Genomic DNA, 15,894 nt, shown 5'->3' on the forward strand with positions numbered 1-15,894 from the left:
CGGGGCGAAGTCAACGCCGAAGGGGCGGAGTAACGATGAACTAACGTTCTCCGTCGCTCCGCCCCCGGCCGGTTGGTGGGCTCAGCGGACGCCGAGCAGGTCCACCACGAAGATCAGCGATTCGCCCGGCGCGATCGCGGACCCTGCGCCGCGGTCGCCGTAGGCGAGGTGGGCCGGGATCTCCAGCCGGCGGCGGCCGCCCACCTTCATGCCCAACAGGCCCTGGTCCCAGCCCTGGATGACCTGACCGACGCCGACGCGGAAGTCCAGCGGTGCGCCGCGGTTCCACGATGCGTCGAACTCTTCGCCGGTGGACCAGGCAACGCCCACGTAGTGGGTGGACACGGTGTCGCCGGCCTTGGCCTCGGCGCCGTCTCCCACGATGATGTCTTCGATCACCAGGTCCTGCGGGGTTTCGGTCCCGGGGAAGTCGATCTCGGGTTTGGTGCGGTCGTATTCGCGCTTGCCAAAAGACATGCTGAACCTCTCTTGCTTGACGTGTATCTGGTGCTGCGTCGGCTACGTTACCGCACGGTGCGGCGGCATCCCTTACTGGACGTCCGTCAGCTCCACGTAGAAGATGAGGTCCCCCACGGCATCTCCCTGGCCCTGGACGTAGGCCAGTTCGGTGGGAATGGACAGCATGACCTTCGAGCCTTCCTTCAGGCCGGCCAGCCCCTTGGTCCAGCCTTCGATGACGCCGTCCAGCGGGAATTCGGTCGCTTCTCCACGGGAGAAGCTGGAGTCGAATTCGGTGCCCGCGGCCCAGTTCCACCCGGCGTAGTTCGCCTTCACGGTGCTGGTTTCGGTGGCCTCCTTGCCGTCGCCTTCTTCGATGACCTTCACGATCAGGTTGTCCGGGGCGTCGTTTCCTTCCGGGATCTTGACCGCGGGGACGCCCTCGTCGTCGAGCGTGATTTCCGGCAGTTTGCCGGCCTTCTCCAGTTCGGCGACCTCGGCCGCGTCGGCCTTGACGCCCTTGTCCTTGACGTCCTGCACGGTCAGGAACAGCAGCTGCGGGTTCTGCGCGGGCGCGGAGGCGCCGGCCTCGGCCGGCGGCTGGACGTAGTAGGCGATCTCGCTGCCCGGATTGGAACCGAGCAGCGCCTCGTACAGGGCGGGGTCGGCGGTCTCGAAGCCCTCGCTCAGTTCCACCGTCTGGTCGGCCAGGCCGGAGTACGTCTCGCCGAGTTGTTCGCCGGTGACGGCGTCCTTGGCCAGCAGCCGGTAGCGGATCCACTGGCCCGCGGCAGCACCGTCCCCCTCGCCTTCGGTGATGACTTCGGCCCGGGATTCGGGCAGCTCCAGCGGCGCGGCGAATTCGACGGCGGGGGCGGCGCCCTCTGCGCCGGAGGTCACGGAGATGTCATCCAGGCTGTCCGAACCCGAATCGCCGTTGCCGCCGCACGCGGTGAGCAGCAGGGCGGCCGGCAGGAGGATGGAGAGTATTTTGCGCACAATCGACTTTCTTATCGCGGAACTTGCGGGCACGGGACATTCTCGCAGAGAAATCTGGTGATCCGCTTGGAATACGGGGCGGGCGTCACAACGTGGCGAGCAGCGCCTCGACCCTGGGGTCTTCGCTCTTGAACGGGTCCTTGCAGAGGATGGTCTGCTGAGAGCGGTCGTTGAGCTTCAGGTGGACCCAGTCGACGGTGAAGTCGCGGCCGTTTTCCCGGGCCGCGCGGACAAAGTCGCCGCGCAGTTTGGCGCGGGTGGTCTGCGGCGGCCGGTCCACGGCGTCCTTGACGTCCTGTTCCTCCACCACCCGGGCCACCTCGCCGCGTGCCTGCAGCAGGTGGTAGAGGCCGCGCCGGCTGGAGATGTCGTGGTAGGTCAAATCCACCTGCGCGATACGCGGGTGATCCAAATCGATGGCCTGGCGGTCCATGATCCGGTTGATCAGCCGCTTCTTGATGGCCCAGTCGATCTCCCGCTCGATGCCGCGGTGGTCGCCCGATTCGACCGCCGCCAGGGTCCGTTCCCACAAATCGAGGATGCGTTCCACGTGCGGGCTGTGTGCCCCGTTGGCCTGGACGAACCCGCGCGCCTTGGCCAGGTATTCCTGCTGCATGGCCAGCGCGGACATCTCCCGCCCGCTGGCCAGTTTCAGCGGCCGGCGGCCGGTCAGGTCGTGCGAGATGTCCCGGATGCTGCGGATCGGGTTTTCCAGCCGGAGGTCGCGCATGATGACCCCTGCTTCGATCATCCGCAGCAGCAGGTCCACCGTCCCGACCTTGAGCATGGTGGTGGACTCGGACATGTTTGAGTCGCCGTTGATGACATGCAGCCGCCGGTAGTACTCGGCGTCTGCGTGCGGTTCGTCCCTCGTGTTGATGATCGGCCGTGACCGGGTGGTGGCGGACGAGACGCCCTCCCAAATGTGGTCGGCGCGCTGGGAGAAGGCGTAGATGGAGCCGTTTTGGGTCTTGAGCACCTTGCCGGCGCCGACCAGGATCTGCCGCGTCACCAGGAACGGGATCATGATGTCGGCCAGCCGGGAGAATTCCAGTTTGCGCGGGATCAGGTAGTTTTCGTGGCTGCCGTAGGAATTCCCGGCGGAATCGGTGTTGTTCTTGAACAGGTAGACGCTGCCGCCGAAACCCTCCCGCGCCAGGCGCTCCTGGGCTTCGTTCATCAGGTCTTCGAGGATCAGTTCCCCCGCCCGGTCCTGCGCCACCAGTTGGGCGACGTCGTCGCATTCCGCGGTCGCGTACTCCGGATGGGACCCGACGTCCAGGTAGAGCCGGGACCCGTTGGTCAGGAACACGTTGGACGACCTGCCCCACGTGACCACCTTGCGGAAGAGGTAGCGGGCCACCTCTTCGGGCGAGAGCGGGCGCGAGTCCGGCGCCGAATAGGAAATGCCGAATTCGGTCTCGATCCCGAAGATGCGTCGGTCCATGGCTAGCCGTCCATTCCCTCGCCTAATATCCGGTCCAGTTCTGCGGTCGGCAACCGGCGGAAGGCGCGCCGGCTCCCGCGGGTGGACAGCGGGTCGCGGTCCAGGACGGCGACTTCCAGTCCCTCGGGACGCAGTTCCCTGCCCTGCCCCGCGTCCTGCTCGCCGGTCCCGCCGGACAGGGCGGCCACCGCCGCCCGGACCGCGCCGGAAAAGTCCCGGTCGGCCGCCCGGTTGCCGCGCAGCCTCTCGCCCACCGCCTCGGCCGAACCACCCATCACCACGAAGCCGCGTTCGTCGGCGATGGACCCGTCGAAGGTCAGCCGGAACAGCCGGTCTTCGGCCGGCGTATCGCCGACCTCGGCGACGGCAAGCTCCACTTCGAACGGCTTGCTGTCGGCGGTGAACACGGCGCCCAGGCTTTGCGCGTAGACGCTGGCGAGGCCACGGCCGGTGACGTCGTCCCGGTCGTAGGAGTAGCCGCGCACGTCGGCGTAGCGGACGCCGGCCTGGCGCAGGCTTTCGAACTCGTTGTATTTGCCGACCGCGGCGAACGCGATCCGGTCGTAGATTTCCCCGATCTTGTGCAGCGCCGGCGAGGGGTTTTCGGCGACCAGCGCGATTCCCTCGGAGCAGCTGAGCACCACCACCGAACGTCCCCGGGCGATGCCTTTCCGGGCGAAGTCCGCCCGGTCCTTCATCAGCTGTTCGGGCGAGACATAGAACTGCTGCGTCATGCTCAGGCCTCCCGTCCGGCCACGGCGCGCGCGCCGATGACGGCCTCGGACGTGGCGGCCAGTTCCCGGTCCGGGATCCGGCGGGCGCCGGCGGCGTTGACGGTGTAGATCACGGGCCAGACCTGCCGGACGGCATCCGGTCCCCCGGTCGCCGAGTCGTCGTCGGCGGCGTCGTACAGGGCTTCGATGGCCACCCGGACCGCTGCCGCTTCCTCCAGGTTCGGCTGCCAGAGCTTCTTCAGCGCCCCGCGGGCAAAGACCGACCCGGACCCCACGCTGTGGTGTTCCTGCTCCTCATAGCGTCCGCCCGTGACATCGTAGGAGAACAGCCGGCCCACCCGGCGCTCGGCATCGAAACCGGCGAACAGCGGGATGACCGCGAGGCCCTGCATCGCCATCGGCAGGTTCGACCGGATCATCGCCCCCAGCCGGTTGGCCTTGCCGTCGAGGCTGAGCAGCGTGCCTTCGATCTTCTCGTAGTGCTCGAGTTCCACCTGGAAGAGCCGCGTGATGTCCAGGGCGATTCCGGCGGTGCCGGCGATGCCCAGCAGCGAATGGGAGTCGGCCGGAAAGACCTTTTCAATATGCCGGCTGGCAATCACGTTGCCCATGGTTGCCCGCCGGTCGCCGGCCATGAGCACGCCGCCGGCGAACGTCATCGAGACGATGGTGGTGCCGTGGGGCACCATCGGTGCCGCCCCCGCCGGCAGCTGCTGGGCCCCGCGGGCGCCCGGCAGCAGATCCGGGGCGGTGCGCGCCAGATACTCGCTGAAGGAGGCGGTGGCTGAATGGGAAATCTGGGCGAAAACCGAGCCCGGACCGCCGGCCGGCATGTCCATCAACTACTGGCCGCCCTTCTGCACGAAACCGCGCACGAATTCTTCAGCGTTCTGTTCCAGCACGCCGTCGATCTCGTCCAGCAGATCATCCGTGCCTTCGGTCTCGGCCTGCCCGGCGGGCGCGGCGGCAGGCTCGGGCGTGGGCTCGTCGTCGTACTCTTCGTCGTCGCGGTGCGAGTCCACGTTCTTGCGGTCCTGGGTTGCCATGATGGCCTCCTTCTGGTGGGACGATCGACTCTGTCCTAGTCCTTATGTTGCCACGTGGGGCTCGTCCGCGGGGCCCAGCAACGCCGTGATGAACTCCTCTGCCGACGAAGCTTCCTCGAAGAGCCTGCCGGTCAGTGCGCGGTTGCCGCGCAACGGCTCGCGGGTGGGGATGCGCTGCAGCCGGCGCCGGTCGGGAAGATCGAAAATCACCGAGTCCCAGCTGGCCCCGACGACCTCGCGGGGGAAGTGCTGAATGCACTTCCCGCGGAAGTAGGCCCGGGTGTCCTCGGGCGGCTCGCCCACGGCGGCGTCGATCTGGGCGTCCGAGAGCAGCCGGCGGATCCGGCCGCGTGCGGCCAGGCGGTGGTAGAGGCCCTTCTCGGGCCGGACGTCGGCATATTGCAGGTCGATCAGGCCCAGGCGCGGGTCGCCCCATTCCATGCCGTCCCGGTCCCGGTAGGCCTGAAGCAGTTTGAGCTTGGCCACCCAGTCCAGCTGGTCGGCGGCGTCCATCGGGTCCCGGCGGAGTGTCTCCAGCACCGCAGCCCAGCGCCGCAGCACGTCCGCGGTCTGGCCGCTGTCCGTCCCGTGCCGGCGGCAATGCTCCACCGCTGCCTGCAGGTAGATCTCCTGCAGGTCCAGGCCTGTGACCATGCTGCCGTCCTTGAGCGGGACCTTCTGCTGCAGGGAGGGGTCGTGGCTGATCGCCTGCAGGGCCTGCACCGGGTCGGCGAGCTGGACGTCCGGCACCTCGCCGTGTTCGATCATGGACAGCACGACGGCGGTGGTGCCCATCTTGAGAAAAATCGACACCTCGCTCAGGTTCGCGTCGCCGATGATCACGTGCAGCCGCCGGTACTTGTCCGCGACCGCATGCGGTTCGTCCCGGGTGTTGATGATGGGCCGCCGGATGGTGGTCTCCAACCCCACTTCGGCCTCGAAGAAATCCGCCCGCTGGCTGACCTGGTAACCCGGGGTGCGGCCGTTGCTGCCCAGCCCCACCCGCCCGGCACCGCACACGACCTGCCGGGACACGAAAAACGGAATCAAGCCGGTGACGATCCGGTTGAACGGCACGCTGCGCGGCATCAGGTAGTTCTCGTGCGCGCCGTAGGAGACCGACTTGTTGTCCGTGTTGTTCTTGTACAGGTTGACCGGCGAGAATCCCGGCGTGGCGGCGATCCTGCGCATCGCCGCGAGCACGACGGCGTCGCCCGCCTTGTCCCAGCGCACCGCATCCAGCGGGTTGGTCACCTCGGGCGAGGAGTATTCCGGGTGGGCGTGGTCCACGTACAGCCGGGCCCCGTTGCTGAGCACCATGTTCATGAGCACGCCGGAGGATTCGTCCGTGTAGAACTCGCTGCCGGCCGCGCGGCCGCCGGCCAGCGCTATCTGCTCGGCGTCGAGGATCGGCGGGACATCGGTCAGCTGGGACGGGTCGGCCTGGTCGCGCGACAGGTCGAATCCCCGGGCATCGTGCAGCGGCTCCTCGTCGGTGTAATCCCACCGGGTGCCGGCCAGGTTCCCCAGGCCCTTCCGCATGGTCGCCGCGTACGCGTTGATCACCTGCGAGGAGAGCACCGTGGAGTTGGCCAGGGGTTCGCCGGGAGCATGGATGCCATACTCCGTCTCCGAACCCATCACGCGATAGACGCTCACAGGTACTGCCCGGTGTTCGACATCGTTTCGATGGCCTTGCCGGCCTCCTGCCCGGCTTTGCCCTGCACGATGGTGCGGATGTAGGTGATCCGCTCGCCCTTCTTGCCGGAAATCCGGGCCCAGTCGTCCGGGTTGGTGGTGTTGGGGAGGTCCTCGTGCTCGCGGAATTCGTCCACCACGGCGCTGAGCAGATGCTCGATCCGCAGGCCCTTCTGCTGGTTGGTCAGCAGGTCCTTGATGGCGTTCTTCTTGGCCCGGTCCACCACGTTCTGGATGACGGCGCCGGAATTGAAGTCCTTGAAGTACAGCATTTCCGTGTCGCCGCTGGCGTAGGTGACTTCCAGGTACTCGTTGGACTTGTCCGTGGAGTACATCTCCTCGACCGTGCGCTGGATCATTGCGTCGATGGTGGCCTTGCGGTCCTGCCCGTGTTCGGCGAGGTCCTCGGCATGGATGGGCAGATTGGTGGTGAGGTACTTGGCGAAGATGTCCGCGGCCGCCTCGGCGTCCGGCCGGTGGATCTTGATCTTCACGTCCAGCCGGCCGGGGCGAAGGATGGCCGGGTCGATCATGTCCTCGCGGTTGGAGGCGCCGATGACGATCACGTTCTCCAGCTTCTCGACGCCGTCGATCTCGGACAGCAGCTGCGGCACGATGGTCGTTTCGACGTCGGACGAGACGCCGGTGCCGCGGGTGCGGAACAGCGAATCCATTTCGTCGAAGAAGACCACCACCGGGCTCCCGTCGGATGCCTTCTCGCGTGCCCGGGCGAAAATCAGCCGGATGTGCCGCTCGGTCTCGCCTACGTACTTGTCCAGCAGTTCCGGTCCCTTGATGTTCAGGAAGTAGCTGCGGGTGTCCGTGCCGCTGCGCTCGATGGCCTTGGCGGCCAGGGAGTTGGCCACGGCCTTGGCGATCAGCGTCTTGCCGCAGCCGGGAGGGCCGTAGAGCAGGATGCCCTTGGGGGCCTTCAGGCCGTGCTCGCGGTAGAGGTCGGGATGCAGGAAGGGAAGCTCGACGGCGTCGCGGATCTGGTCGATCTGCGGTCCGAGGCCGCCGATGTCCTCGTAGGAGATGTCCGGCACTTCCTCGAGGATAAGGTTCTCCACCTCGCTGCGCGGAATCTTCTCCAGCGCGTAACCGCTGCGGGCGTCGATGGACACGGCGTCGCCGACCCGGAGCCGTTCGGTCCGCAGGGCGCCGGACAGCTTGACGACGCGTTCCTCGTCGGCCCGTCCGACCACCAGGACGCGGTCGCCGTCGAGCATCTCCTTGATGGTGACAAGCTCGCCGGAGCGCTCGAAGCCGAGCGCGGCGATCACTGTCAGCGATTCATTGAGCAGGACCTCCTGGCCGGGGGCGAGGTGGTCCATCTTCACCAGCGGGCTGACCGCGACGCGCAGCTTGCGCCCGGACTGCACGATGTCGACGCTCTCCTGCACCACGGCAGCGTTGCTCGTGCCGGGCCGCGGCCTTTGCGCCTTGTTGACCTGGGTGATGGTCGCGAAGCTGAAGGGGGTTTCGCCGTCGCGTTCGAGGGCGGACTTAAGCCGGACGATCTCGCTCTTCGCGGTCTCGAGCGTGGAGACGAGGCGGGAATTGTTTTGCGTGGCCGCGGCCAACTGCTTGTCCAGGTGGCGCAGTTTGTCGCGCAGGACGTTGATCTGGCGCTGGGCGACCGTCAGCGCGTCGCGCTGGTCGTCCTGCCGTTCAGCCGGTGCCGGTTGGTTGTTCTGGTTCTGGTCGTTCATCACCGCGACCTGCTTCCGTGATCGGTTCCTTCCCTAGACACTAACCGGCACCCGCGCCGGCTGCACCTGTCTACGAAAGAAAACGCCAAACCGAGACATCTTGTTCCGATGCCCTCACGGAAGCGGCCGCGCCCCGTCCTCAGTCGGTTTCGGGATTGATGTCCTTGAACGCTCCCCGCTGCACGGTGGAGGCGGCGTCCTTGGCAACGCGGCGGAGCCGGCGGTCGGACACGGTCCGCTCCCCCAGCGCCTCGGCATTCCAATCGTCCTCGTCGCCGGTCCACGCCTGCACGTCCTCGGCGGCGAAGCCGGTCTTGGACGGACGGCGCTTGGGCGTCAGGCCCGTCTCGCCGCCGGCCAGCCGGCGGGCCGTGAGCAGGAAACCGGTGTGCGCCACCATGCGGTGGTCGGGACGGACGGCCAGGCCCTCCAGGTGCCAGCCGCGGACCATCGACTCCCAGCCGTCGGGCTCGGTGAACCGGCCGTCGGCCCGGATCGCCTCGGCGGTACGTGACAATTGGGTAACGGTCGCGACGTAGCTGATCCAGACGCCGCCGGGCGCCAGCACCGTCGCCACGGCGTCGAGGCATTCCCACGGCGCCAGCATATCCAGCACCACCCGGTCCACGCTGCCGGGTTCCTCGGTTTTGACGACTTCGTCCTGGAAATCGCCCAGCGAGATCTGCCAGGCGGGGTGCGGCCCGCCGAAGAACGTTTCCACGTTGCCGCGGGCGACGTCGGCAAATTCCTCGCGCCGCTCGAACGAGTGCAGCCGTCCGCCGTCGCCCACGGCGCGCAGCAGCGAAATGCTCAGCGCACCCGAGCCGACCCCGGCCTCCACCACCCGGGCGCCCGGGAAGATGTCCGCCATGGTCACGATCTGGGCGGCGTCCTTGGGGTAGACCACGGCGGCACCGCGTGGCATGGAGAGCACGAAGTCCGAAAGCAGCGGGCGCAGGGCCTGGTACCGGTGGCCCACCGTGTTTGCCACGACGGTGCCCTCTTCCCGTCCGATCACCTCGTCATGCGGCAGGAAGCCCTTGTGCGTATGGAACGCGCCACCGGGCGTCAGGGTGATGGTGTTCATCCGGCCCTTTTCGTCCGTGAGCTGGACCCGTTCCCCGGGCCGAAACGGCCCGCGTCGCTGGTCGGCGCCGTGCGCGCTGGTGAAGGAGCTCATGCGTGGATCACTTCCGGTCGTTGTGTGTGCGGCCGCGGCGGTGTCTGCCGGGCCGGTTCGTCGATTGTATTCCGGCCGGCGGCCGGGTTTCGGCGCGCACGGCCGGCGGGATCAGAGCCTGCCGGCCTTGCCGGTGATGGCCCGGACCACCGTGCTTTGCTGGAGCACCCCGGTGACGCGGCCGTCGGCGTCGATCACGGCGTACTCGCTGCCGGCCAGCCGGGCCAGGTACTGCACGAGCTCCTGCCCGGCGGCGGCCTCGGGGACGTAGGCACCCGGCGCCAAGGCCCGGGAGACGGCCGCGGCGGGCGTACCGGTGGCGGCCTGCGGCGGCACCTGGTCCAGTGCCGTGCGGTCCACTACTGCTTCGGGCTGGCCGGTCGCGGCGGTGAGCACCACGGAGAGCCCGGGGTCGCCTTGGATCAGCTGCCGCACCTGGTCCACCGTGGCGGTGGCGGGCAGCGACGCGGCCGGGAGCTTGAGCTGCCCGGCGCTGACGGACGGCAGCCGCAGCCGCATCCGGGCGTGCGAGATGGCCGAACTGGCGCCCATCCAGAGGAAACCGCACACCAGCACCATCAGCACCACCAGCTGCAGGTCCGGCGTTCCGCCCCGCAGCAGCGGGACGCCGATCACGCCGATCACCAGCAGCACCACGATGGCGCGGCCGGCCCAGCCCGCCGCCACGGTCCCCTTCTCCTGGCTGCCGGTCGCCTTCCAGACGGCGGTCTCCACCAGTCGCCCGCCGTCCAACGGGAGCCCCGGCAGGATATTGAAGACGGCCACCAGGAAGTTGGCCCAGATGAAGATGTCGGTCAGTAGGAACGGAATCGGTTCGCCGCGGAACAGCGGCAGCACCAGCAGGCCGGCGCCGGCCAGGGCAAAGTTGGCCACGGGCCCGGACAAGGCCACCAGCAGGGACTTGCCCGGCGTGGCGTTGAAGTTGTCGAACTGCGTGTGGCCGCCCCAGAGGTTGAGCACGATTTTGGCCGACGGCCACCGGAAGGTCCTGGCCGTCAGGGCGTGGGCGAGTTCGTGCACCAGCACCGAGAACAGCAGCAGCAGCGCGTAGCCGAAGGCCACGGCGTAGGCTCCCACGCCGATTTCCGGCATCAGGCGCTGCACCTGGGGGCCGAAGATCAGCACGATGAAGGCGGCGATCACGAACCAGGACCAGGCCAGGACCACCGGGACACCGAACATGCGGCCCAGGGGAATCCCTTCGCTGCGCTCCTTCTCCTCGGCCGGCCGGGGGGTCTGCCCGCTCATACTCCTGCTTCCTGGGCGGCGCCCGCCAGGACGCGTTCCACGTCCCCCAGGCCCTTTCCGGCCAGGCTGTCCCAGTGCGGGCGCCCCGGTGCCGGCGGCACGGGCACGACGTGCGGGATGGCCACGGTCACGAGGCCGGCGGCTTCGGCGGAGGCAACTCCGGGGACCGAGTCTTCCAGCGCCACGACGTACTGCTTGTCGGCGCCGGGCAGGTGGCCGCTGAGCCAGTCGAAGGCCTGCTGGTACGGTTCCGGGTCCGGCTTGCCGCGCGTCACCATGTCACCGGTGACGACGTGGCGGAAGCTGCCCTCGGGCAGCGCCCTGACCACTTCGGCGGCGAGCTTGGTCTCGCTCATGGTCACCAGGACGGACGGAATGCCTGCTTCGGCCAGCTCCGCGAGCAGCTCCCGCGCGCCGGGGCGCCACGGGGTGCGGCCGCGGACACGTTCGGTCACGGCGTCGATCAGCCGGTCGACAATCTCGCGGATGCCCAGCTCGACGCCGGCCTGCTGCAGCACGGCCGCCGAAGTCTCCAGCGCGTTGCCCACCAGCTTTTTGCCCAGTTCGTCGTTCCACACGCCGCCGAACGACGCAACCAATTCGGATTCGGCTTCGATCCAGTACGGCTCGGTGTCGACGAGCGTTCCGTCCATGTCCCAGAAAACGGCCTGCAGGCCGGACGACGGGTGGCTGGACGCAGCGGGGGAAGGGGAAATTTCGGGCATGCATCCAGTCTACGGGCCCTTCCTGCCCGGCCCCGGCATCGGCCCCGTCACGGGCTCCGGCACGGGGCTCCGGCACCGGAATCGGGGGCTATGCTGGGCGCGAATCGAATGTCGGCTCACTGACAAGCCGTGCCGGGAGGATTAGGGTGAAACCGTGAGTACTCAGGACAGTGGCGACCTGCCCACGGAAGGCGACGGCGAGCAGCGCGGTTTGCACTTGCTGTTCCCGCAGACGAAGCCCGGCGAGCCACCGCGGCGTTATACCGTGATGCTGGCCGCCTTCGAAGGCTGGAACGATGCCGGCGAAGCCGCCACGGACGCCGTCAAGTACCTGAGCCGGCTCTGGGACAGCCACAAGGTGGCCACGGTGGACCCGGATCTTTATTACGATTTCCAGTTCACCCGGCCGGTGGTGCACCGCACCGCTTCAGGGGAACGCCGGATCAAATGGCCGACGACGAAACTGACCCGCAGCAGCATCCCGGGCAGCCTGCTGGACATTATCTTTGTCCACGGGGTGGAGCCGTCCTACCGCTGGCGCGCCTACACCGCGGAGCTGTTGGCCCACGCCGAAGAGCTGGGCGTGGACTGCATCATCCTGGTCGGCGCCCTCTTGGCCGACGTGCCGCACACGCGCCCCATTCCCGTCACGGTCACCAGCGACGACGACGACGTCCGCCGCGCCCTGAATACCGAATCCAGCCAGTACGAAGGCCCCACCGGAATCGTCGGAGTGTTGTCCGATGTCGCCTCGCTGGCCGGCATTCCCACCATGTCCGTCTGGGCCGCGGTGCCGCACTACGTGGGACAGTCGCCCTCCCCCAAGGCCGAGCTGGCTTTGCTGCACCGGCTGGAGGACATCCTGCAGGTCCCGCTGGAAGTGTCGGTCCTGAGCGAAGAAGCCGAAGCGTGGGAGCGCGGCGTGGACGAACTTGCCACCGAGGATCCGGAAGTCGCCGCCTACGTGCGGCAGCTGGAGGAAGCCAAGGACACGGCCGAGTTGCCGGAGGCGACCGGGGAATCCATCGCCCGCGAATTTGAGCGCTACCTCAAGAAGCGCGGGAAAGAGTAGGGGCCTGCACGGGAACCACACGCCGCTTAGCCGGTTGGGGCGGGCCCTGTCGTGTCGACTTCGTCGCCACGCCGGGTCCCTGCCCGCCCCGCCCTTCTCGCTCGTTCCTCGCTCGGCGATGCGCGGCTTAGTGGTTCCCGCCTCCGGCCCCGGTTCTTGGCTTAGAGCCGGATACCGAGGAGCGCGTCGAGCAGCGCCGCGAACTGCTCGGCGCCGTCACCGGCCTGCCCTGCGGCCTGCTGCCGGGAGTGCTCGGCGAAGCCGTCGATTTCGGCCAGAGCCGCGGGTGCGTTGAGGTCGTTCGAGAGCGCCCGGCGGATTTGCTGCGAAAGCTCGGGTACCTGCTCGGCCCGCACAAAGGGGGCCGCGCCGCGCCACGCAGAAAGCCGCGCCTGCGCCTGGCGGAGCAGGTCCTCGGTCCAGAACCAGTCGCTGCGGTAATGCTGGCCCAGCAGCACGGTGCGGATCGCTGCAGGCTCCACGCCTTCTTCGCGCAGGGCCGAGACCAGCACGAGGTTGCCCTTGGACTTGCTCATTTTTTCGCCGTCGAGGCCGACCATGCCGGCGTGCATGAAGTGCTTGGCCAGCGGCTTGCCGGTCATGGCGTAGGCGTGCCCGGCGCTCATTTCGTGATGCGGGAAGCTCAGGTCCGAGCCGCCGGCCTGGACGTCGAAGGTCTCCGGCAGGAATCTGCGCGCGATCACCGAACACTCGATGTGCCAGCCGGGGCGGCCGGGGCCGAGCGAGGCGCCCGGCCACTCGGGTTCGCCGTCGCGGGCGACGCGCCACAACAGTGCGTCCAGCGGGTGTTTCTTGCCCGGGCGCTCCGGATCGCCGCCGCGCTCGGCAAAGAGCGGCAGCATCTGGTCTTCGGTCAGCCTGGAGGTGGCGCCGTTGTGCCAGCCCGGTCCCGCTGCGGCCACGGAATCGAAGTAGACGTCGCCGTCGGGCTCGCCGCCGGTGCCGGGCACGCGGTAGGCGAGGCCGCGGGCCAGCAGGTCCTCCACCACCGGAACGATCCACTCGATCGATTCCACCGCTCCGATGTACTCCCCGGGCGGGATGACGTTGAGCTCTTCCATGTCCGTGCGGAACAGCTCGGTCTGGTCCTTCGCCAGCAGCTGCCAGTCCATGCCGGTGGCCGCGGCGCGTTCCAGCAGCGGATCGTCGATGTCCGTGACATTCTGCACATACTTGACGGTGCGACCGGCGTCGCGCCAATAGCGGTTGAGCAGGTCGAAGGCCACGTAGGTGGCGGCATGGCCCATGTGCGTGGCGTCGTACGGGGTGATGCCGCAGACGTACAGGCTTCCCGTCGAGGACGGCTCAAGCCGTACCAGCGACCCCACGGAGGTGTCGTGGATGGTCAGTTCGTCTTTGCCGCCCGGAATTTCGGGTACGGCACGGGCATTCCAACCAAGCACTCTTGAGTTTCCTTCCGATGAGGTGCACGGACGCAGATGGCGGGCGGGCCGCCGTCGTAAATTACGCTCCTAACATTCAAGGATGCAGGAGCCGGATAAATTCCCGCGGGTCAGGCGTTGATGACTCCGGCGCCCAGCAGCACGAACAACAGCGCGCCCAGGGCGATCCGGTACCAGACGAAGAGCCGGTAGCTGCGGGTGGACACGTACTTCAGGAACCATCCGATGATCACGAAGCCGACGCCGAAGGCCACCACCGTGGCCAACGCCGTCTCCCCCAGCCCGTACGGCCCGGGTTCGCCGAAGCTCTTGGCCAGCTGGTACAGGCCCGAGGCGAAGACCGCCGGAATCGCCAGCAGGAACGAGTACCGGGCGGCGGCCTCGCGGGTGTAGCCCATCAACAGGCCGGCGGTGATGGTGCCGCCGGAGCGGGAGACGCCCGGGATCAGGGCCAGCGCCTGGGCCAGCCCGTACAGGATGCCGTGCTTGTAGGTGAGCTTGTCCAGCGTGCGCACCTGGCGGCCGATGGAGTCGGCGATGGCCAGGAACACGCCGAAGACAATCAGCATGGTGGCCACGATCCACAGGCTGCGGAAGGTGGATTCGATCTGGTCCTGGAACAGCAGCCCGAGCACGCCGATGGGGATCGAGCCGATGATGACCAGCCAGCCCATCCGGGCGTCCGGGTCGTTCCGGGGTACCTTGCCGGTGAGCGAGCCGAACCAGGCCTTAATGATGTTGACGATATCGCGCCAGAAATAGACGACGACGGCGGTCTCCGTGCCCAGCTGGGTGATGGCGGTGAAGGCGGCCCCGGGGTCGGCGGCACCGGGCAGGAGCTCTCCGACGATGCGCAGGTGGGCGCTGGACGAGATCGGGAGGAACTCGGTCAGGCCCTGGACGAGCCCCAGGATGATTGCTTCTAGCCAATTCACATCCTCGACCTTATGGCACCAAGGCGCGCGAAACGGAAACGGACACAGCCGCGGCGGCGAAGATCCGCCCACGGTATGACCCCGGGTGCCCGGCGTGGGCCGGTGCGGACGGGCCGCCCGTCCGGGAGGACGGGGCACGCGCTGCGCCGCACGCGCGTCGCTCGGCGGGCCGCTGCCAAGGGCGCGGCGGCGCAGGCCATAAGCTGGCTTTATGGAGCACAATCGCTTGGGTCACAGCGGGCTGAAGGTCCCGCAGCTGTCGCTGGGAACGATGACGTGGGGAGAGGAAACGGACGAGGAGGCCGCCGGCACGATGCTGCGCGCCTACCTGGACGCCGGCGGCACGCTCCTGGACACCGCCGCGCCGTACGCCGAAGGCCGCAGCGAGGCCATGCTCGGGGCGTTCCTGGGCGAGCTGGTTCCCCGGCAGGAGGTGCTGGTGGTCTCCAAGGCGGGCGTGACGCGCAGCGAGGGCCGGCGTGAGGTGGACACGTCCCGCGGCGCCATGTTGCGCAGCCTGGACGCCAGCCTGGCCCGGCTGGGCACGGACTACCTGGACCTGTGGCTGGTCCATCTCTGGGACGACGGCGGCGCGCCGCTGGAAGAGACCCTGTCCGCCCTCGAGCACGCGGTGTCGTCGGGCCGCGCCCGTTATGTGGGAGTGTCCAACTACTCCGGCTGGCAGCTGGCCCGGGCGGCCTCGATCAGCCCTGTTCCGCTGGTCGCGGTGCAGAACGAATATTCGCTGCTGCACCGCCGGGCCGAACACGAAGTCATTCCGGCGGCGCGGGCCCTCGGGCCGGGCCTGATGGCCTGGTCGCCGCTGGGACGCGGCGTCCTGACCGGCAAGTACCGCACGGGCATTCCGGCCGATTCCCGGGCCGCCTCCGAGCAGCACGCCGGGTACGTGGAACCGTACCTGAGCGGCCGGCCGGCCCGGATCGTGGATGCGCTGGCCACGGCGGCGCGCGGCCTGGACGTCCGGCCGCTGGACCTGGCGCTGAGCTGGCTGCTGCAGCGGCCCGCCGTCGGCACGGCCGTGGTGGGTCCCCGCACACCCGCCCAGCTGGCAGAAATCCTGAAGGCGCCGTTGGACGCCCTGCCCGCCGCGATCGGCCAGGCCCTGGACGAGATTTCCACGCCGTAACGTCCCGCCCTTAGGCGCGGCGGAGCCGGCGCCTAGGCGCTTGATCG

15 protein-coding genes are annotated in these 15,894 nt (G+C 68.3%); 2 read left to right on the plus strand and 13 right to left on the minus strand.

What is annotated here, in order from left to right; genetic code table 11:
- Positions 1-81 precede the first annotated feature (81 nt).
- From AC5RUP_RS09365 to AC5RUP_RS09415, 11 genes are all read right to left on the minus strand, one after another.
- The gene (locus tag AC5RUP_RS09365) at positions 82-477 is read right to left on the minus strand and encodes an FKBP-type peptidyl-prolyl cis-trans isomerase (protein WP_493978452.1); all 396 of its coding nucleotides are present in this window, start codon (positions 475-477) and stop codon (positions 82-84) included.
- Between the two features lie 72 nt (positions 478-549).
- Positions 550-1,458, minus strand: coding sequence for an FKBP-type peptidyl-prolyl cis-trans isomerase (locus AC5RUP_RS09370; RefSeq protein ID WP_494090695.1), 909 nt, complete (start codon positions 1,456-1,458; stop codon positions 550-552).
- Positions 1,459-1,543: 85 nt separating this feature from the next.
- A complete protein-coding gene (gene pafA / locus AC5RUP_RS09375; RefSeq protein ID WP_494131503.1) occupies positions 1,544-2,905 on the minus strand; it encodes a Pup--protein ligase in 1,362 nt (453 codons plus the stop codon).
- Positions 2,906-2,907: 2 nt separating this feature from the next.
- Positions 2,908-3,639, minus strand: coding sequence for a proteasome subunit alpha (gene prcA, locus AC5RUP_RS09380; RefSeq protein ID WP_494131502.1), 732 nt, complete (start codon positions 3,637-3,639; stop codon positions 2,908-2,910).
- 2 nt (positions 3,640-3,641) lie between these two features.
- Positions 3,642-4,478: a proteasome subunit beta gene (gene prcB / locus AC5RUP_RS09385; protein ID WP_494090702.1), complete on the minus strand. Its 837-nt coding sequence runs from the start codon at positions 4,476-4,478 to the stop codon at positions 3,642-3,644.
- Between the two features lie 3 nt (positions 4,479-4,481).
- Positions 4,482-4,685: a ubiquitin-like protein Pup gene (locus AC5RUP_RS09390; protein ID WP_494131501.1), complete on the minus strand. Its 204-nt coding sequence runs from the start codon at positions 4,683-4,685 to the stop codon at positions 4,482-4,484.
- A 42-nt stretch (positions 4,686-4,727) separates the two neighbouring features.
- Positions 4,728-6,326 (minus strand): depupylase/deamidase Dop, encoded by a 1,599-nt coding sequence (gene dop, locus AC5RUP_RS09395; protein WP_494132578.1) that lies wholly within the window; start codon positions 6,324-6,326, stop codon positions 4,728-4,730.
- Positions 6,327-6,340: 14 nt separating this feature from the next.
- Positions 6,341-8,029: a proteasome ATPase gene (gene arc, locus AC5RUP_RS09400; RefSeq protein ID WP_493978557.1), complete on the minus strand. Its 1,689-nt coding sequence runs from the start codon at positions 8,027-8,029 to the stop codon at positions 6,341-6,343.
- A gap of 205 nt (positions 8,030-8,234) precedes the next feature.
- A complete protein-coding gene (locus tag AC5RUP_RS09405) occupies positions 8,235-9,275 on the minus strand; it encodes a tRNA (adenine-N1)-methyltransferase (protein WP_494131500.1) in 1,041 nt (346 codons plus the stop codon).
- Positions 9,276-9,386: 111 nt separating this feature from the next.
- Positions 9,387-10,544: a site-2 protease family protein gene (locus AC5RUP_RS09410; RefSeq protein ID WP_494131499.1), complete on the minus strand. Its 1,158-nt coding sequence runs from the start codon at positions 10,542-10,544 to the stop codon at positions 9,387-9,389.
- Positions 10,541-11,269 (minus strand): HAD family hydrolase, encoded by a 729-nt coding sequence (locus AC5RUP_RS09415; RefSeq protein ID WP_494131498.1) that lies wholly within the window; start codon positions 11,267-11,269, stop codon positions 10,541-10,543. The genes AC5RUP_RS09410 and AC5RUP_RS09415 overlap by 4 nt, the downstream gene beginning before the upstream one ends.
- A gap of 211 nt (positions 11,270-11,480) precedes the next feature.
- Here AC5RUP_RS09415 and AC5RUP_RS09420 point away from each other — a divergent pair, with 211 nt between their 5' ends.
- The gene (locus tag AC5RUP_RS09420; RefSeq protein ID WP_494067933.1) at positions 11,481-12,341 is read left to right on the plus strand and encodes a PAC2 family protein; all 861 of its coding nucleotides are present in this window, start codon (positions 11,481-11,483) and stop codon (positions 12,339-12,341) included.
- A 161-nt stretch (positions 12,342-12,502) separates the two neighbouring features.
- Here the strand turns inward: AC5RUP_RS09420 and mshC are convergent, their stop codons facing one another.
- Positions 12,503-13,765: a cysteine--1-D-myo-inosityl 2-amino-2-deoxy-alpha-D-glucopyranoside ligase gene (gene mshC / locus AC5RUP_RS09425; protein ID WP_494153937.1), complete on the minus strand. Its 1,263-nt coding sequence runs from the start codon at positions 13,763-13,765 to the stop codon at positions 12,503-12,505.
- Positions 13,766-13,875: 110 nt separating this feature from the next.
- A complete protein-coding gene (locus AC5RUP_RS09430) occupies positions 13,876-14,700 on the minus strand; it encodes an undecaprenyl-diphosphate phosphatase (RefSeq protein ID WP_494067825.1) in 825 nt (274 codons plus the stop codon).
- 211 nt (positions 14,701-14,911) lie between these two features.
- Here AC5RUP_RS09430 and AC5RUP_RS09435 point away from each other — a divergent pair, with 211 nt between their 5' ends.
- Positions 14,912-15,847: an aldo/keto reductase gene (locus AC5RUP_RS09435; RefSeq protein WP_494067824.1), complete on the plus strand. Its 936-nt coding sequence runs from the start codon at positions 14,912-14,914 to the stop codon at positions 15,845-15,847.
- The last annotated feature ends 47 nt before the right edge of the window (positions 15,848-15,894 follow it).

Source organism: Arthrobacter sp. Y3223151 (assembly GCF_059091125.1).